Source organism: Janthinobacterium sp. GL_088, assembly GCF_057837845.1.
Map to the genome: position 1 here is coordinate 4,017,123 of NZ_CM174453.1, position 17,650 is coordinate 4,034,772.

Genomic DNA, 17,650 nt, shown 5'->3' on the forward strand with positions numbered 1-17,650 from the left:
ACAAAATACAGTAAATACTAAGCGAAAAACAATGACAACCAGCACAGAAACAGGCAGTACGAGTACAGCAACCGCCGCAAGCACCGCACCGACTCCCGACACCGGCACCAGCCGCGAACTGAAAAAAGGCAGCCTGGCCGCCTTCAAGGGTTTGATGCCCTTTCTGACGCCGTACCGCAAGCAGTTCTTCCTGGCCGGTATCGCGCTGGTGGTGGCCGCCGCCTCGACCCTGGCCATTCCCGCCGCCTTCAAGCAGATGATCGACCTCGGTTTCGGCGGCGCTGCAGGCTCGAGCAGCATCCAGCACGTCGACCTGGTCTTCCTCGCCCTGTTCGGCGTGGCGTCCATCCTGGCGCTGGCCACGGCGGCGCGCTTTTATACGGTATCGTGGCTGGGCGAAAGAGTCACGGCCGACATCCGCAGCGCCGTGTACCGCCATGTCGTCACGCAAAGCCCGGAATTCTTTGAAACCACGCAGACGGGCGAAGTCCTGTCGCGCATCACCACCGACACGACCTTGATCCAGGCCGTGGTCGGCACCAGCATCTCCATGGCGCTGCGCAATGTGCTGCTGTTCCTGGGCGGCCTGGTGATGCTGTTCGTCACCAGCGCCAAGCTGGCCGGCATCATCATCGGCCTCCTGATCCTTGTCGTCGTGCCCATCATCGTGTTTGGCCGCAAGGTGCGCAAGCTGTCGCGCGACTCGCAGGACCGCATCGCCGACGCCTCGGCCATGGCCGGTGAAATCCTCAACGCCATGCCCACCGTGCAGGCGTTTACACACGAGAAAATCGAATCGACACGCTTTGGCGACTCCGTCGAAGGCGCCTTCATGACGGCCATGCGCCGCATCCGTGCCCGCGCCTTGCTCACCATGATCGCGATTTTGCTGGTCTTCGGCACCATCGTCTTCGTACTGTGGCTGGGCGCGCGCGCCGTGCTGGAAGGCTCGATGACGGGCGGAGATCTGGGCCAGTTCATCCTGTACGCGTCCATCGTGGCCGGCGCCATCGGCGCCTTGTCGGAAGTGATGGGCGAAGCGCAGCGCGCCGCCGGCGCCACCGAGCGCCTGCTGGAACTGATGGCCGTCAAATCGGAAATCGAATCGCCTGTCACGCCGCTGCCGCTGCCCGCGCGCGCCGCCACTGGCGCCGCGCTGTCGCTGGACGATGTCATGTTCTCGTATCCGTCGCGCCCGGACACCCACGCGCTCGATCACGTCAGCCTCGACATCCGCGCCGGCGAAACGGTGGCCGTCGTCGGCCCTTCCGGCGCTGGCAAGACCACCCTGTTCCAGCTATTCCTGCGCTTCTATGACCCGCAAAGCGGCAGCATCCGCCTCGATGGCGTCGATATCAAGCAACTGGAACTGCATACCCTGCGCGACGCCATCGGCATCGTGCCGCAAGATACCGTGATCTTCTCGGCCGACGCCATGGAAAACATCCGCTACGGCCGTGCCGGCGCCAGCGACGAGGAAGTGATCGCGGCCGCGAAAATGGCGGCAGCCCACGAATTCATCGAGCGCCTGCCGAACGGATACAAATCCTTCCTCGGCGAACGCGGCGTGCGCCTGTCCGGCGGCCAGCGCCAGCGCATCGCCATCGCCCGCGCCCTGCTGAAAAACCCGCCGCTGCTGCTGCTCGACGAGGCGACCAGCGCGCTGGACGCGGAATCGGAACGCCTGGTGCAAAAGGCGCTGGAAGCGGCCATGGTGGGCCGCACCACCGTCATCATCGCGCACCGCCTTGCCACCGTGCAGCGGGCCGACCGCATCATCGTCATGGAAGACGGCAAGATCGTCGAGATGGGCACGCATGCGTCGCTCGTGGCCCTGGGTGGCATTTACGCCAACCTGGCTGCCCTGCAATTTCATCACGTACAACTCAACTAAACACGACTCGCCATGAACGCCTTATTCCACGCCAACCTGGGCATCACCGATTTCTGGACCTTCTTATTGGGAACGATCTTCATCGTCATCCTGCCCGGCCCCAATTCCATGTATGTGCTGTCGGTCGCCGCCCAGCGCGGCGTGCGCCCCGCCTATCAGGGCGCCTTCGGCATCTTCGCCGGCGACCTGATTTTGATGGTGCTGTCGGCCTGCGGCGTGGCCTCGCTGCTGAAAGCCAGCCCGGCCCTGTTCTACGTGGTGAAATACATCGGCGCGGCCTACCTGGGCTGGATCGGCCTGCAAATGCTGATAGGCTGCTGGCGCAAGCTGCGCGCACCAGCGCCGGCCGACGGTGAAGCGGCAGCCGTACCTGCCCCCGTCAAGGAAAGCGACCCGTTCCGCAAGGCCCTGATCATCAGCCTGATGAACCCGAAAGCCATTTTGTTCTTCATTTCCTTCTTCATCCAGTTCGTCGATCCGGCCTTCCCTAACCCTGTGCTGTCCTTCATCGGCCTGGGCCTGATCTGCCAGGTGATCAGCTTTACCTATCTGACGGCCATCATCTTTGTCGGCGCCCGCCTGGCCGAGACCTTCCGCCGCCGTCGCCGCCTGTCGGCCGGCATGGGCGGCGGCGTCGGCGCCATGTTCATCGGCTTCGGCGCAAAACTGGCCACGGCCACACTGTAAGGAAAACACCGTGAACGAACTTGAGCTGCGCCAGCGCTGCCATACCGTCCTGCCGGGCCACCGCCAGCCCACGCCAGCAGCCACCTTCGCCGCCATGGCCGCCTGGTGCGAAGCCAACGATGTTGCGCACGATACCTATGGCGACGGCGCGCTGATCGAACAGTTCGAGAACAAGATCGCCAGCCTGCTCGGCTTCGAGGCGGCCGTGTTCTGCATCACGGGCACCATGACGCAGGTCACCGCCCTGCGCCTGGCGTGCCAGGAGCGGGGTTCGCGCCTGGTGGCGTTGCATCCCACTTCGCACATCCTGCGCCACGAGCGGGGCAACCATGAATTGCTCGATCACTTCAAAGGCTTGATGCTCGGCGACCCGCACCGTCCGTGGACGGTGGACGACTTGCGCGCCGTGCCCGATGCGCTGGGCGCCGTGCAGCTTGAACTGCCGATGCGCGAAATCGGCGGCCAGTGCCCATCGTGGGAAGACTTGAGCCAGATCAAGCGGCACTGCCACGAGCACAATATTCACCTGCACATGGATGGCGCGCGCCTGTGGGAAGCGCAAGCGGGTTTCAAGCAACCCCTGCCCGCCATCTGCGATGGTTTTGATTCCGTGTATGTGTCGCTGTACAAGGGCATCGGCGGCCTCGGTGGCGCCATGCTGGCCGGCAGCCGCGGCTTTGTCGAACGGGCACGCGAATGGTTCCGCCGCCAGGGCGGCAATATCGTGCACCGCACGCCCTACGTGGTGGCCGCCGCCATGCAGTTCGACGAGCGCATGGCCGCCATGCCGCAGTATTTTGCACGTACGCAGTGGCTGTACGCGCTGCTGCGCGACTTCCCGTCAATAGCCGTCAATCCCGCCCAGCCGCAGGCCAACATGTTGCATCTGCACTTGCCCGTCTCGCGCGAGCGGGCCATTGCCATCCGCAACCAGGTGGCCGCCGACCACGGCATCTGGCTGTTCAGCCGCGCCAGCCACGCAGCGCTCCCCGACCACAGCGTGGTGGAATGGTATGTGGGAGACCAGTTGCTGGAACTGCCGGACGACAGCGTGCGGCATGCCTTGCGCCTGCTGGATCAGGCCATGCACGCCAGGGCTTAATCGACAATCGTGACACCAAAAAAAAGCGCCCGAAGGCGCTTTTTTCATTTCATGGCGGCCGGGTCGGCCGCCACTACCTGCTTAGAACTTGTAGTTATAAGCGAGACCGATCAACTGCATGCGGGTCTTGAACAGGCCCTTGGTGGTTTCACCGTTGCCGGTGCAGCCAGGGGTCACCGGCGAGCAGTCATTCTTGTAGTTGACAGTGGCATCCTTGAAGTCGATATAGCTGTAGGCCAGGTCGAGCGAGGAATTGGCGTTCAGCTTCCAGTTCGCGCCGATCGAGTACTGCATGCGGTCGCTGTCCGGCAGGGCTGGATGACGCAGTTCGGCGCTGCGCACCGGTGCCTGGTCATGCGCGATACCGGCGCGCAGCAGCAGGTTTTCGCTGTACTTGTAGTTGGTGCCCAGCGATACGCGGTAGGTGTTCTTCCACTGCTGGCGGATGCGCTCCGGGCCTTCGGCCGTCGGCGGGAACTGGATATCCAGGTTTTCCAGGCGCGAAGTGCGGGTCCAGGTGACGTCACCCATCAGGGCCCACTTGTCATCCATCTGATGGAAGGCATTGACCGACAGGGTTTCCGGCGTACGCACTTCCACCAGCGCCTTGGAGTTGACCTTGCCCGATGCGGCGCTGATGAAGCCATTCACGGCGGCATTGTTCGACACTTGCGAGAAGTCCCAGATCGTGTCGCCTTTCAGCTTGTGCGAAATCGACGAACGGTAGGAAATACCGAAACGCGTACCTTCATTCATCTGGTACAGATAACCCAGATTGAAGCCGAAGCCCCAGTCATCGCCATCCATCGAGGCATGGCCATCCTTGGCGCCCTTCAGTGCGGCGCCAGCTGCCTGCGCGGCGGCCTGGCCCTGCGTTTTGGCGATATTGGTCAGGAAGGCTGTCGACGCGGCTGGCGCGTGCTGGGCCAGGAAGGCCACGGAACCCGGCACGTCGACTGCCTGGCCCAGTTCCGCCTTCATGTGTTCAGCGGTGACGCCGAAACCGAAGGAGTGGTGTTCATTGACCTTGAAGGAAACAGAAGGATTCAGGGCGATGGCTTCGAGCTTGATGTTGGTGATCGCATAGCGGCCGCTCCAGTCATTGCCGTAATCGAGCTTGGCGCCGTATGGCACGAACAGGCCCATGCCGACGGTCCATTGGTCATTGACCTTCTTGCTGGCATACAGGGCTGGTGCGAAGACGGCGTCCGGCGCGTAGTCCTTGGTCGTGCCGCCCGGCGTGCGGCCGGTGAAAGTCTTCGAACCCGTGTCTTCATAGGTCGAATGCGGTACCACCAGGGTGCCGCCGCCCATGAACTGTGTGCCTTCCAGGCGCGACAGGCCGGCCGGGTTGTAGAAAATGGTCGAAGCGTCGGCCGCTTCGGCGCCGCTGGCATCAGCCGTGCCCTGGGCGGACACGCTTTGCGAACCGAAACGGTAGCCCGATGCTTGTGCGGTGGAGGAAATGCCGGCGAACGCGGCAACGATCAGGAGGGGCAGATATTTATGTTTCAAGTTGGTCTCTCTTTATTATATGAAGGTCTTCGGCACACTATCGCGGGCGTCTCAAGCTGCCCCGTCTTGCACTTTTCTTGCCGCCGTGAACTCCAATTCACTGACGGCATGAGCGAAGCATATAATATTTTTTAGAAAAAAGCGAACGTTCGCTCTTTTATTGAAACAGCGTTGTTTTCCTCGCCAGTCGCGACGTTCTACAGCGCCAGCGCCGGGGTTGGAAGCGGTATCAGAAAGCGCTGATGCATCAGCGACAGCATCTGTTCGGCGGGTACGGGACGCGAAATGAAATAGCCCTGCACCTCGTTGCATTGCAGCGCGCGCAGGATGTCGAGCTGCTCGCGCGTCTCCACCCCTTCAGCCACCACGCTCATGCCCAGCGCATGCGCCATCGACAGGATGGCGCGCACGAACACTTCGCCCTGCTCCGAGCGGCCCAGCTCCATGGTGAAGGCGCGGTCGATCTTCAAGCCATCCATGGCGAACTTCTGCAGCTGCGACAGCGAAGAGTATCCCGTGCCGAAATCGTCGACCAGCAGGCGCACGCCCAGCGCGCGGATGGCAGACAGCTGCTCCACGGCGCGGTTCTGTTCATCCATCATGGCCGATTCCGTGATTTCCACCTCGATCAGCCGCGCATCGATGCGGTGGCGCGTCAGGGCGGACGCCAGCACCTGGTGCACGTCGCCGCGGCCGAACTGGCGCGCCGAGACGTTGATGGAGACGGGCACCAGTTCCAGCCCGCTCGCCTGCCAGCGCGCCATCTGCAGGCACACCTTTTCGATGACGACTTCGCCCAGCTGCGAAATCAGGCCGCTGCTCTCGGCCACGGGGATGAATTCCAGCGGCGGCACCATGCCGTGCTGCGGATGGTGCCAGCGCACCAGCGCCTCCATGCTGCACAGCTGCCCGCTCATGGCGTCGACGCGCGGCTGGTAGACGACGAGGAACTGGTCCTGCTCCAGCGCCGCCACCAGGCTTTGCTCGAGTTCGCGGCGGTTGCGGATGGTCTCGAACAACTCCGGCTGGAAGAAGCGGTGATGGCCCTTGCCCGCCACTTTCACGGCGTACATGGCGATATCGGCGTTCTTCAACAACACTTCCGTCTCGGCGCCATCGCGCGGATACAGGCTGATGCCGATCGAGGCGCCCATCTTGTGGCGTTCGCTGCCCAGGTAAAACGGTTCGTCGAAGGCGATGGCGATGCGCTGCGCCACCTGTTCGGCGCGGCTGTCGTCTTCCACCGGGTCGAGCACGACGACGAATTCATCGCCACCGAGGCGCACCACGTGGTCGCCCGGCCGCAGCACGGCCTTCAGGCGCAAGGAGGCGGCGCGCAGCACCTTGTCTCCCTCGGCGTGGCCCTGCGTATCGTTGATATCCTTGAAGCCGTCCAGGTCGATGAACAGCAGCGCCAGCATGTGCCGCGCAATGGCGGCGCGGCCCAGGGCGCCGGGCAGGAATTGCTGCAGCCAGTAGCGGTTGGGCAAGCCCGTCAAGCCATCTTCATTGGCCAGGCGGCGCAAGTCGCGCTCGTGCTCCTTGGCCGTGCTGATGTCCTGCAGGGTGACGGCCAGGCGGTCGCCGCTGCGCACCAAGCGCCGGCGTATCCAGCGCAGCTTGAACGGGTTACCTTCCGGCAACTCGATCTCTTCCTCGGAAAAACCGGAGACCATGGCAGCCCGGTAATTATGGATCAGGTCGCGGAAATACGGCTCGTGGGCGCGCGACTGCAGGCGCATGCCCAGCAACTGTTCGCGGCGCACGCCAAAGTAGCCGGCGCCCGGCTCGTTGCAATCGACGATCTCGAAATCGAGGATGCTGCCATCCGTGCCGCGCAGGGCGGCGATGATATAAAAGCCGTCGCTCGTGCCTTCGGTGGCCATGCGGTAGGCATTGCGCACGCCTTCGGACTGGTGGTGGCGCCACGCCAGGCGCAGCGACAGCACGGTGGCGACGGCGGCAAAAGCCAGCAGCAGCAAGGTGACGGCCAGGGCGATGCCGAGATAAATCGTGCGCGTTTCCTCGTAGGGATGCAGCATTTCGCCATCCGACAGTCCGACCACGGCCGTAAACGGATAGGCTTTCAGCGCCTGCCAGCCCACATAGCGATTTTGCTTGTCGGAAAAAGCGATTCGGCCGCCCGAATGCAGGGCGCCGCTCTCCGTTTCCAGGAAGCTGGTGTCGAGAAACGGCGTGCCCTGGGCGTTCTGGGTCGGCAGCACGCGCGAGCCGAGGCGCGTGCTGAACAGCTCGCCCTCCTCGCCCACCATGGCGGACATGCCGAACTTGCCAAAATTGACACTGTTATAGAATTCGGAAAAATAGCTGGAATGAAGAGAAATCAGCAACACGCCGTCGAAATTGCCATCCTCGTCTTCCAGCCGGCGCGTGAAATGCACGAGGCTGTCGTCGGGCGCCGTGGCCTCGCTGCCTGCATTGGGAGCGTTGGCCGCATTGGCCCGCCCCAGCGCAATGCGCAGCGCGCTGGAATTGCTGCGCCAGTGGCGCAACAGGAAATCGCTGCGCTCGTTGACGCGCAGGCGCTGCAGCGGCGCCGTGGCCGTCACGGGATGGCCCTTGCGGTCGAGGATGGCGACGATGGCAAATTGCGGCAAGGCATACATGCCCTGCGTCTTCAATTGGTCGAGACGCAACTGGCCGCGCGAGTTTTCCCACTCATACTTGAGCTGCAAGGTCAGCTGGTCCATCTGCTCCAGGGTGCGCAACAGATACTGGCCATACGCTTTCGACAACGAAGACACGCTGTCGAGCGCCTGCTGCTGCGCCACCTTCTTTTCCGCCTCCAGTTGCAGCAAGGTGGCCGTCCACAGCACCGCGCACAGGACCAGGCCCAGCAAGGGCCAGGCCAGGATCAGGCGCAGATTAGCCTTGAGAAAATCGGCCCTGCTCATCTCCACCACGGCGGCGTTATTATTATTATTTACAAATTGTCGCAAGAACATGGTGCAGCATCTGCCGTTTCTATGTATTTCTTTAAGGACACACAAATTACCACAGAGTCATGTTTGCAGGTAAGGCAGCAGCGTAATTATGTGTGTGGGCCGCGGCCCGCCTGTCGCGCCTGCGTTACAATCACCATCCTTACCGTTGGAGAAATACATGCAGCAATATCAAGATTTGATCAAGACCGTGCTCGAAACGGGCAGCTGGCAAGACAACCGCACGGGCATCCGCACCCTGAGCGTGCCGGGCGCCATGATGCGTTTCGACTTGGCCAACGGCAACTTCCCTGCCGTGACGACCAAGAAACTGGCTTTCAAATCCGTGATCGGCGAATTGTGCGCCTTCCTGCGCGCCTCGCGCAACGCGGCCGAGTTCCGCGCGCTCGGCTGCAAGGTCTGGGATCAGAACGCCAATGAAAACGCGCAATGGCTGGCCAACCCCTACCGTGAAGGCGAGGATGACCTCGGCCCCGTGTACGGCGTGCAATGGCGCCAGTGGCCCGCGTACAAGCTGCTCGACGCCGACCAGCCAGCGCAAATTGCCGACGCACAAGCCAACGGCTTTACCTTGATCGCCCCCATCGCCGAAGACGGCGTGCAAAAAGTGCTGCTGTACAAGGCCGTCGACCAGTTGCGCGAATGCCTGGACACCATCATGACGAACCCGGGCAGCCGGCGCATCCTGTTCCACGGCTGGAACCCGGCCGTGCTGGACGCCGTCGCCCTGCCCGCCTGCCACTTGCTGTACCAGTTCATCCCGAACGCCAGCACGCGCGAAATCTCGCTGTGTTTATATGTGCGCAGCAACGATATCGGCCTGGGCACACCGTTCAACATCGCCGAAGGCGCCGCCCTGCTGCACCTGGTGGCGCGCCTGACGGGCTACACGCCGCGCTGGTTCACGTATTTCATCGGCGACGCACACATCTATGAAAACCACCTCGACATGGTGGAAGAACAATTGAAGCGCACGCCCTTCCCGGCGCCGCGCTTCGTCATTTCCGACCGCGTGCCCGACTACGCAAAAACGGGCAAGTACGAGCCGGAATGGCTGGAAAAGATCGAACCGTCGGATTTCTCGCTGGAAGGCTATGAACACCATGCGCCCATCAAGGCGGCGATGGCCGTCTGATGGCGGTCACAGCACTCGCCGCCCTGCACCGCAAGCTGTTTGACGAAACGGATGGCAGCAAGTTTGCCCGGCTGAAAGAACGCCTGCTGAAAAAACATGCCGCGGACGACCGCCTTGCCGTGCTCGATATCCTGACGGCATATGCGCGCGATGGGCAACTGCTGCACTGGCGCAGTTTTTTGATGAGCGATATCGTGCACCTGGTGGAAGGCAGTCAACATGCGGCCTTTTTCGCCTGGGCACTGGAGCAGCCCGCACTGGCGTACTGGGCCGTCGATGGCTTGCTGAAAAGTACAGGCGTGGACGCATATGCGCCCCTGGTCGCGCTGGCAGCGTCCGGCGCCACCAGCCTGGACGTGCGCGCCAAGGCGATCAAGAGCCTGGCCGTGTTCAGCCGCCAGCCGTTTGACCAGGGCTTGCCATCCGATCCCGGCCACTGGAAGGCAGAGCAGCTGCGACTCAGCGCCGTGCTGGGCTGGCAAGCGGACGGCTACCCTGACGGCGCAGGCTACAAGGCGCCCGCCAGGCATTACTCGCTGGCCCAGCCGCTGTCGCGCCTGGAAAAGGCAGCCGCCTTCCTGGAACGGCAACTGGCGCTGCGGCGCCAGCGCGAACAGGACCTGGCGCAACCGTCGAACTGGCTGACGCTCGCCAGCGCCGAGGACATGGCCGCCATCGACGCACACTGGGTATTGCCGGAGATATACCGCCGCTTCCTGGAATGGTATTCGCCGCTGCGCGTGCATGTCGACGGCAAGCGCTTTCCCCAGGGACTGCACCTGTACGGCGCGGCCGAGCTGGTGAAGGCCCAGCACGGCTACTCCGTCCATGCCGTGCACCAGCACAACATCGCGGGCTGGCTGCCGAAACTGGTGGTGATTGCCGATGCGGGCGGCGACCCGTACTGCGTGCCTCTGGAAGAAAGAAGCATCGACGGCGACTTGCCCGTGTACCGCGCCACCCATGGCACGGGCGAATGGCGCTTTGAGCTCCATACGGACGATTTCATCGACTTCCTGAACGAAATCGCGCTGGCGGTCTAGCCTGCTTCGCCTCCCGGTCCGCCCGGACCGGGGCCGCCTGGCCCGCCTGGCCCCCGTCCGCCCGGCGGAGCGAAACGCGGTTCACGCTCCCCCTCTTTCGCCGCCGACGTGGCACCGCCCAGGCGGTACGACAGCCCCACATAAATCATGCGTCCATCGAAGCGCCGCGTGCTCGTTTCGCGCAGCGAGGCGCTGTTGATGACGGTTTCCATCTTGTTGCTGCTGAACACATCGGTCACATTCATGACCAGGCTCAACTGCGGCGTCACCGTGTGGCGCCAGCTCACATTCAAGGTGTTGTTCGGCGAGCGATAACCCTGTCCCGACAGCATCTTGCCTTGCATTTGCAGGGCCAGCTGCAGCTGGTTGGCGGTGTTGAACTGGTAATTGAGGCGCGCGCGGCCGCTCAGGGCATTCGCCGTGCGCGTGCTGCGGTTGCCCAGGTCGTCCGAACTCGTTTGCTGGCTGCGCGCCAGGTTGCCGCTCGTGTTCAGGGTCAAGGATGGCGTCAGCTTGCCGCTGACGCTGAATTCCAGGCCGCTAGAATGGCTGCCTTCGCCGTTTTCCCGCGTGGTCAAGAGCACATTGTCGCTGATAAAGTAGCGGTAATCGACGATGGCGTCCGTGTCGCGCCGGTGGTAGGCGCGCAAGCTGCTTTCCAGGCCCGCGATTTTCGTTTCATAGCCGATCTCGAACGAATCCGTCTGTGTTGGTTTCAGCTTCGGGTTGCCGGCCGACACATTGAACTCGTCGCGGTAGACCACGTACGGGTTCAGGTCGCCCGCATTCGGGCGGCGGATGCGGTGCGCATAGCTGAAGCGCACATTGCTCTCGTCGCTGACCTTGTAGGTGGCGAACAGGCTGGGGATGTAATTGACGTAATTGTTGCTGGCCTCGACGCTGCTGGTGATCTGGCGCACGTTCAAGTCCGTGTATTCGGCGCGCAGGCCGGCCAGCGCGCCCCAGCGTTCGTTCAGGCGCATCTGGTAGGAGCCGTACAGCGCGATGGTGCGCTCGTCGAGCTCGAAACGGTTGCTGCGCATGGGGTTGACGGTTTCCGCCAGGCTGGCCGGGTTGATGTCCGTATATAAAGTGTCAAAACTGCTCTTGTTGTCAGCCACCTTGTAGCCCAGCTTGGCCGTGCCGCCCGCCAGCGGACGCTCGTAGTCGCCGCTGAAGTCGACGATGCGGTTGCCCGTCTCGCTATGCTGGCGCGCGCGGCTGTCGAAAGCGTTGACGGGCGTCACCGCGTAGGTATTGGCGTAATCGCTGTCGCTCTCGTTGGTCGACGAGGACACGCGCAAGTCGATTTTGAGGGTTTCGCCCGGCAATTCTCCCTTGTGGTCGTAGCGCGCGCCCCAGCTGTAGTTGCGGCTGTCGCCGTTGCGCACGGTGCTGCGCACATAGTCGCCGATGGTGCTGCCCGTGCTGTCGCCATTGATGTAGCGGTCGAGCGAGCGCTGGTCGTTGCTGCGCCCGTTATATGACACGCTGGCGGCCAGCGTATCATTGGCGTTCAGATTGTAATTGACGGTGCCGTGCAAGCCCAGCGAGTCATTCAAGCCATTGTTGCTGGATTGCTGGCTGCTGGGGGCGAAAGCGCCCGTGTCGCGTTCCAGGCGTTCGCGGCTGACCTCGCCCACGGAATTGCGGCCGTCATGGCGCACATTGATGCCGCCCTGGTAGCCCCACGGACCTTCGTTGTAGGTGCCGGACACGGCACTGTTGTAGCGCCCCGCGATACCGGCATTCGCGTTGACGGTGGCAAAGCCGCCCGGCTTGCGGTTGCGCTTCATCACCAGGTTCAGGATGGGACCGCCACCGGCTTCGTTGCCGAACTGGGCGCCGGGATTGTTGATCACTTCCACGGACTCGATATCGTCGGCCGCCATGGCGTTCAGAGTAGCGCCGCGCGAATCGCCCTGCAGCATGGCCGACGGCTTGCCATCGATTAATATCTGCACATTGCTGCTGCCCCGCAGGGACACGCTGCCATCGGGGTCGACGGCGACGGACGGCACATTATTCAAGGCATCGGCCGCCGTGCCATTGCTGCTGCCCACGTCGGACTTGACGTCGTAGACTTGCCGGTCGATGCGGCCCGTGGGGCGTTCAGCCGTCACACTGACGGAAGGCGTAGATTCAGCCGCGGGCGCCTTGGCTGGTGCGGGTTTGACGACGGTATCGCCAGTGACAGTTTGCGCCTGGACGGCGGCGCCGGAGACGAGCAGGCTGCCGCCCGCCAGACAGTGAAAGAGGATTTTATGCATTTGCTTAAAAAATAATCGAGACGCTACGGATGAGGCACTACGCCGCAGCGTGAGGGCACATGTGTGGGCACATTCAAAGCATGCCACGATTGCAAGGAGCAAAGCAAATGCGAACCATTGTTATTTACTTCAATTTACAAATCTCTCGCACTTGTGGTCATACAGCCTCATCCGATGAACTTTGCGCTACCGTTACGCTAGCTGAGCAAGCCATTGCCGCGCGCCAATTTCAGCCAGCCCGGATACTCCGTCATCAACAAATCATACAGTTCCGCATCGCTGTGCTCATCGGGCGAGCTGACGGAAAAGTAATTGGCATTGTCGACCAGGCGGCCCTGCAATTCGTCGAGCTTTTCCAGGAAGGGGAAGTCGGAATCGGCGAAGGCGGCGAGGAACTTGCTTTTCGATTTGCGCCCCTTGCCGATGCCCATGAATTGCCAGAAGATCGGTTCATTGCTGGCCCAGCGCAACTGTTTCTCCGTCGTCGCCTGGTCGCTCGTGCCGCCATCGGTCACGAACATGACGTACACGGGCAATTCGGCGGCGACGGGCCGCGTGCGCTCGCCGCCAGCAGAGTCGGGGAAATAAAACGCGCGTATCGCCTGCATGGCGGCGCCATAGCGCGTATCGCCTTCCAGCGGATGGCGCTGTATCGCCTGGCCCACGTAGGTATTGCAATTGCTTAAAGCCATGGGCGCCGGATGGTGGACGTTCTTGCCGAAGAGGAAAACATCGATCTCGCCATCGTCGTCGAACTTGCAGCCCAGGGCCAGGATGCGTTCGGCAAAGCGCTGCACCAGCCCTTCTTTATATAACCGCCCCATGGAGCCGGAAATATCCAGGCATAAGCAGACCTTGGCGCGATGCTCCGATAGTCCCACTTTTTGCAGGGACACGCCCGCCTGCTTGACCAGGCTGACCAGTTGCGGCGCTTCCCGTTCGACCCGTTTTTCCAGGTTGATCTTCGCCTGCATGACGGCCGACGCCGCCGCAGGGGTGGCAGCAGCGGCAGGCACGGCCTGATCGACTTCGCCGCCGAAGTGGCGCACCAGCGCATCGAGCCCCCCATTGAAACCTTGCCCCACGGCCATGCAGCGCCAGCCGCCATCCTTGCGGTAGAGTTCAAGCAGCATGACGGCTTTTTCTTGCGCAAAATCAGATCCCGCGAAGGCGAAGCGCGCCAGCTCGCGTCCGCCTGCCTGCAGGCGCACGTGGCCAGCCTGCAGCTGCGACATCACGCCGCCGCCATCGATGGACGCCGTCACGACGAGGCGGTCTATGCCGGCCGGCAAGCGCGCCAGTTGCAAGGCAAACTCGGCCATGTCGCCGCCACTGCCCGCGCGCGCCTCCACGCCGCCGCACGGCGTGCGCGGCTGGTTGAAAAAGGTCATGTAGCGCTCGTCAGACAGCTTGCTTGCCGCATCGAGGCCGAAACAGGCCACGTCGAGCGCCAGGCCCTGCGCGGCCACGCCGATCTGCAATACGCCATCGGGAACGAGATTGGCCAGCGGCAAGCGCTGTCCCTTGGACAAGGTTTCCATCAGTGCCTCCTAGGCGATATAGCGGCGTGGATTGTCCGCATTGCAATCATCTTCATCTTCCTTGTCCTCGCCCTTGAAGACGACGGGTCCGTTGAAGGCCAGCTGCAGGTTCTCGCCCTGCCAGCTCAGCCAAGGCGTCGCTTCGCTGCCCGGTTCCGACGTCTTGCCGGACGGTTCAAGGATGATGCTGTCAGGCGTGATGCGCGCCATGCCGATCACATAGGTGTAGACGGAATCGTCGTCGGCCGCCTTGGACAAACGAAAATCGAACGCGCACTCGACGATCTGTTCACCGTATTGCATGACCATCTTCGGCCGCATGGAAGCGACGGACACGGCGCCGTTGGCCACCGCCGAATACACGCTGAAGACGAGGCCCACCGTGCCGCCGTAATGTTGCGCCAGCGCAGGATTGACTTCCACCGTTTCCGTGGCCGGCTCCTTGCCCGATGCGCCCGCCACATCGCCCAGATGGCGCACGAAAGGCATGGCGTCAAAGTTGCCGGGCGTATCGGGCGCCTGGATGAAGCGCATCTGGCCATTCGGCAAGAGGATGCCGACTCTTAAATCGAGGTCGTCGTTGTCGTCGTCGCCATCGCCGTTATCTACCCAGGTCGCCTTGACGGTGAGCTTGCTCGGCGCGCCGGCGCCCTTTTCCAGCGACACCTTGTGCGTCTGGCCCGCCTTGGTCAGCGAGATTTTCGACAGGGAAATTTTGGGCGACGGCGCCGGTTCCTCGACCGCCTGCGCCACTTCGCCGCCGAAATGCGCGACCAGCGCATCGAGGCCGCCATTGAAACCCTGGCCCACGGCCATGAAGCGCCAGCTCCCGTCCTTGCGGTAGAACTCGCCCAGCATGACGGCTTTTTCTTGCGCAAAATCAATACCCGCATACGCGTAGCGGGCCAGCTCGCGCCCGCCGTCGAGCAGGCGCAGATGGCCGCTGCCCAGCTGCGCCATGGTGGCCGCGCCATCGACGGCAGCCGTGACGACCAGGCGCTCGATGGCAGCCGGTAAACGGTCCAGCTGATAGCTGAAACCGGCCGCATCGCCGGACGGCGCCGCCGCTTCCACGCCGCCGCAGGGCGTGCGCGGCTGGTTGAAGAAGGTCATGTAGCGGTCGTCGGACAGCTTGCCGTTGGCATCGAGGCCGAAACAGGCAAAGTCCAGCGGCACGCCAGCGCTGGCGAGACCCAGTTGCACGACATTGCCCGTGACGAGGCCGGACAGCGCCAGGCGCTGCCCCTTGATCAGGTTTTCCATGGAATCAGGGAGAAAGAAGGGAGAGACAGAACCGGGCAGCGGTGCCACCCGGTACATTTACGCAAACAACTGGTTTTTATGCGTTGATGCCGAACGAGCGGGCCAGAGGACCTAATCCACCCTTGAAACCCTGGCCAATGGCCTTGAATTTCCATTCGCTGCCGGCACGGTAGATTTCACCGAAGATCATGGCCGCTTCCGTCGAACCGTCTTCCGACAGGTCGTAACGGGCGATTTCCGCGCCGTTGTCGCCGTTCAGGCAGCGGATATAGGCCTTGCCGACCATGCCGAAGTTCTGCTTGCGGTTTTCCGCGTCGTGGATGGTGACGGCCACGGCAATCTTGTCGATGTCGGCCGGCACGTTGGCCAGGTCGACGGCAACTTTCTCGTCGTCGCCATCGCCGCCGCCCGTCGTGTTGTCGCCCGCGTGGACGATGGAGCCGTCAGCCGACTTCAGGTTGTTATAAAAAATGAAATCGGCATCGGAACGGGCCTTGCCATCCGTTTTCAGCAGGAAGGCGCTGCCGTCCAGGTCGAACGCGGCGCCATCTGTGGCGCGCGGGTCCCAGCCCAGGCCAATCACGATTTTCTTCAAGCCAGGAGCTTCCTTGCTCAGGTTGACATTGCCGCCTTTTTGCAAACTGATCGCCATGGTGTTTCCTCTTTAATGTGGGGGTTGCATTCGGTGTTTCAGGTCACGTCGCCGGCACGCCGGCTTGATGAGCCATGAGCCTACCATAAAGTTCCGGCTTGCCAGCCGCGCACTATTGAAAATAATGCCATGCGGAAAATATCGTGCCGCTGCCCGGATGTGCAAAATGACGGATAATGCCGCTCGACAAAAATTTTCACTATCACCAAGGTTTGTCCTTGAACAAGATACGACTCGACTGTATTCCTGGCACCCTGTGCGACGAGCGCCTGTGGTCGCGCCTGGCGCCTGCCCTGGGCGACGCCTTTGATCTGCAGCACGTGCCCCTGCACCAGGCGCGCACGCGTCCGCAAATGCAGCAGATGATCGCCAGCCACAGCGCGCCGCAAGCCCATCTGGTGGGCTTTTCGCTGGGCGCCTACCTGGCGCTCGAACACGCGCTGGCGCACCCGCAGCGCGTCAAGTCCCTCACTTTGATCGCCAATTCGGCCAAAGGTTTGCTGCCGGCGGAAATCGAAGCGCGCCAGCGCATCGTCGCCATGCTCGAGCGCAATGCCTATGCGGGCATCACACGCCAGCGCCTGCGCGAACTGCTGCACCCGTCGCACCTGGACGATGTCGCCATCACGGGCCTGATCCAGCAGATGGGGCTGGACCTGGGCAAGGACGTGCTGCTGGCGCAATTCATCACCACCATAGCCCGCCCCGACCTGATGGCGCGCTTGCCGGAACTCGCCTTTCCCGTGCTGATCGTGGGTGCCGAAGACGACAAGCTCGTCAATCCCGACGATCTGCGCGCCATGGCGGCCCGCCTGCCGCAAGCCACCCTGCACCTGCTGAAAGACAACACCGGCCACATGATTCCGCTGGAAGCGCCAGGCGCGCTGGCGCAAGCCATGCGTGCGCATCTGGAGGCTGCCGGCAATATCAACGATAATGACGGGCATCGGGCCTCGCCCCCACCTTTTTCACCGAACCAATGAGCCATTTGACCATCATCGTCGCCACCGACCAGCAAGGCGGCATCGGCATCGACAACACCCTGCCGTGGAAATTGCCGGAAGACCTCGCGCATTTCAAGCGTCTGACGACGGGCCACCCCATCCTCATGGGCCGCAAGACCTTCGACTCCATCGGCCGCCCGCTGCCGAACCGCCGCAACATCGTCATCACGCGCAATCCGGACTGGCGCCACGAGGGCGTGGAAGCCGTGTCGTCGGTGGAAGCGGCCATCGCGCTGCTGGACGGTGCCGAAGGCTATGTCATCGGCGGTGCCGAAATCTACAAGCAGGCATTGCCCCTGACACAGCGTTTGATCATCACGGAAATCGGCCAGACGTTTGACTGCGACGCCTTTTTCCCTGCCGTTGATCATGCCGTGTGGCAAGAAACTGCGCGCGAAGCACATGTTTCGGAGAAATCCGGCCTGCCTTACGCCTTTGTCACCTTGCAACGCAAAGCCTGATAAGGTTGAGAGTTATTGACAGAATGTTGCTGTAATACCCCTGTCACACCGTTGCGTCACGCTAGCGCAAGCTTGTGACGCTGTGGGGTGATATTTTTTTCCCGCAGAGGCCGCATTTCT

General features: G+C 62.5%; 13 protein-coding genes. 7 read left to right on the forward strand and 6 right to left on the reverse strand.

Annotation, left to right across the window (positions count from 1 at the left end):
- Positions 1–31 precede the first annotated feature (31 nt).
- Genes AC3IQ7_RS18105 through AC3IQ7_RS18115 form a run of 3 tightly spaced genes read left to right on the forward strand, consistent with a single transcriptional unit; the run spans position 32 to position 3,683 of the window.
- The gene (locus AC3IQ7_RS18105; protein WP_489206904.1) at positions 32–1,894 is read left to right on the forward strand and encodes an ABC transporter transmembrane domain-containing protein; all 1,863 of its coding nucleotides are present in this window, start codon (positions 32–34) and stop codon (positions 1,892–1,894) included.
- Between the two features lie 12 nt (positions 1,895–1,906).
- The gene (gene leuE / locus AC3IQ7_RS18110) at positions 1,907–2,581 is read left to right on the forward strand and encodes a leucine efflux protein LeuE (protein WP_092605271.1); all 675 of its coding nucleotides are present in this window, start codon (positions 1,907–1,909) and stop codon (positions 2,579–2,581) included.
- A 10-nt stretch (positions 2,582–2,591) separates the two neighbouring features.
- Positions 2,592–3,683: a threonine aldolase family protein gene (locus tag AC3IQ7_RS18115; RefSeq protein ID WP_489206905.1), complete on the forward strand. Its 1,092-nt coding sequence runs from the start codon at positions 2,592–2,594 to the stop codon at positions 3,681–3,683.
- Positions 3,684–3,764: 81 nt separating this feature from the next.
- On the opposite strand, the gene AC3IQ7_RS18120 is transcribed toward AC3IQ7_RS18115, so the two are convergent.
- Positions 3,765–5,198, reverse strand: a complete 1,434-nt coding sequence (locus AC3IQ7_RS18120; RefSeq protein WP_322426848.1) for an OmpP1/FadL family transporter — start codon at positions 5,196–5,198, stop codon at positions 3,765–3,767.
- Positions 5,199–5,395: 197 nt separating this feature from the next.
- A complete protein-coding gene (locus AC3IQ7_RS18125) occupies positions 5,396–8,113 on the reverse strand; it encodes a bifunctional diguanylate cyclase/phosphodiesterase (protein WP_489206906.1) in 2,718 nt (905 codons plus the stop codon).
- A 208-nt stretch (positions 8,114–8,321) separates the two neighbouring features.
- On the opposite strand from AC3IQ7_RS18125, the gene AC3IQ7_RS18130 reads away from it, so the two are divergent.
- Positions 8,322–9,296 (forward strand): thymidylate synthase, encoded by a 975-nt coding sequence (locus tag AC3IQ7_RS18130; protein ID WP_099377424.1) that lies wholly within the window; start codon positions 8,322–8,324, stop codon positions 9,294–9,296.
- On the forward strand, positions 9,296–10,339 hold the full coding sequence (locus tag AC3IQ7_RS18135) for an SMI1/KNR4 family protein (RefSeq protein WP_489206907.1): 1,044 nt from the start codon (positions 9,296–9,298) through the stop codon (positions 10,337–10,339). Before AC3IQ7_RS18130 ends, AC3IQ7_RS18135 begins: the two co-directional genes overlap by 1 nt.
- Here AC3IQ7_RS18135 and AC3IQ7_RS18140 read toward each other — a convergent pair.
- The 4 genes from AC3IQ7_RS18140 to AC3IQ7_RS18155 all read right to left on the reverse strand — a co-directional run bounded on the left by AC3IQ7_RS18140 (position 10,336) and on the right by AC3IQ7_RS18155 (position 16,065).
- Entirely contained in the window at positions 10,336–12,609 is a 2,274-nt protein-coding gene (locus AC3IQ7_RS18140) for an outer membrane beta-barrel family protein (protein WP_099377426.1), read from the reverse strand. The two genes, AC3IQ7_RS18135 and AC3IQ7_RS18140, sit on opposite strands and share 4 nt — an antisense overlap.
- 197 nt (positions 12,610–12,806) lie before the next feature.
- Positions 12,807–14,150 (reverse strand): VWA domain-containing protein, encoded by a 1,344-nt coding sequence (locus AC3IQ7_RS18145; protein WP_489206908.1) that lies wholly within the window; start codon positions 14,148–14,150, stop codon positions 12,807–12,809.
- A gap of 9 nt (positions 14,151–14,159) precedes the next feature.
- Positions 14,160–15,413, reverse strand: coding sequence for a TerD family protein (locus AC3IQ7_RS18150; protein ID WP_489206909.1), 1,254 nt, complete (start codon positions 15,411–15,413; stop codon positions 14,160–14,162).
- A gap of 76 nt (positions 15,414–15,489) precedes the next feature.
- Positions 15,490–16,065, reverse strand: a complete 576-nt coding sequence (locus AC3IQ7_RS18155) for a TerD family protein (protein WP_034784423.1) — start codon at positions 16,063–16,065, stop codon at positions 15,490–15,492.
- A gap of 218 nt (positions 16,066–16,283) precedes the next feature.
- Between AC3IQ7_RS18155 and AC3IQ7_RS18160 the strand changes: the two genes are divergently transcribed.
- A complete protein-coding gene (locus AC3IQ7_RS18160; RefSeq protein ID WP_489206910.1) occupies positions 16,284–17,048 on the forward strand; it encodes an alpha/beta fold hydrolase in 765 nt (254 codons plus the stop codon).
- Complete coding sequence (locus AC3IQ7_RS18165; RefSeq protein ID WP_489206911.1) at positions 17,045–17,530, forward strand: dihydrofolate reductase; 486 nt, start codon at positions 17,045–17,047, stop codon at positions 17,528–17,530. The genes AC3IQ7_RS18160 and AC3IQ7_RS18165 overlap by 4 nt, the downstream gene beginning before the upstream one ends.
- Positions 17,531–17,650 lie beyond the last annotated feature (120 nt).

Bases quoted from the DNA above. Each gene is read 5' to 3' on its own strand.
- AC3IQ7_RS18105 (WP_489206904.1), top strand. From the start codon at position 32: ATGACAACCAGCACAGAAACAGGCAGTACGAGTACAGCAACCGCCGCA.
- leuE (WP_092605271.1), top strand. From the start codon at position 1,907: ATGAACGCCTTATTCCACGCCAACCTGGGCATCACCGATTTCTGGACC.
- AC3IQ7_RS18125 (WP_489206906.1), bottom strand. From the start codon at position 8,113: ATGAGCAGGGCCGATTTTCTCAAGGCTAATCTGCGCCTGATCCTGGCC.
- AC3IQ7_RS18130 (WP_099377424.1), top strand. From the start codon at position 8,322: ATGCAGCAATATCAAGATTTGATCAAGACCGTGCTCGAAACGGGCAGC.
- AC3IQ7_RS18135 (WP_489206907.1), top strand. From the start codon at position 9,296: ATGGCGGTCACAGCACTCGCCGCCCTGCACCGCAAGCTGTTTGACGAA.
- AC3IQ7_RS18140 (WP_099377426.1), bottom strand. From the start codon at position 12,609: ATGCATAAAATCCTCTTTCACTGTCTGGCGGGCGGCAGCCTGCTCGTC.
- AC3IQ7_RS18145 (WP_489206908.1), bottom strand. From the start codon at position 14,150: ATGGAAACCTTGTCCAAGGGACAGCGCTTGCCGCTGGCCAATCTCGTT.
- AC3IQ7_RS18150 (WP_489206909.1), bottom strand. From the start codon at position 15,413: ATGGAAAACCTGATCAAGGGGCAGCGCCTGGCGCTGTCCGGCCTCGTC.
- AC3IQ7_RS18155 (WP_034784423.1), bottom strand. From the start codon at position 16,065: ATGGCGATCAGTTTGCAAAAAGGCGGCAATGTCAACCTGAGCAAGGAA.
- AC3IQ7_RS18165 (WP_489206911.1), top strand. From the start codon at position 17,045: ATGAGCCATTTGACCATCATCGTCGCCACCGACCAGCAAGGCGGCATC.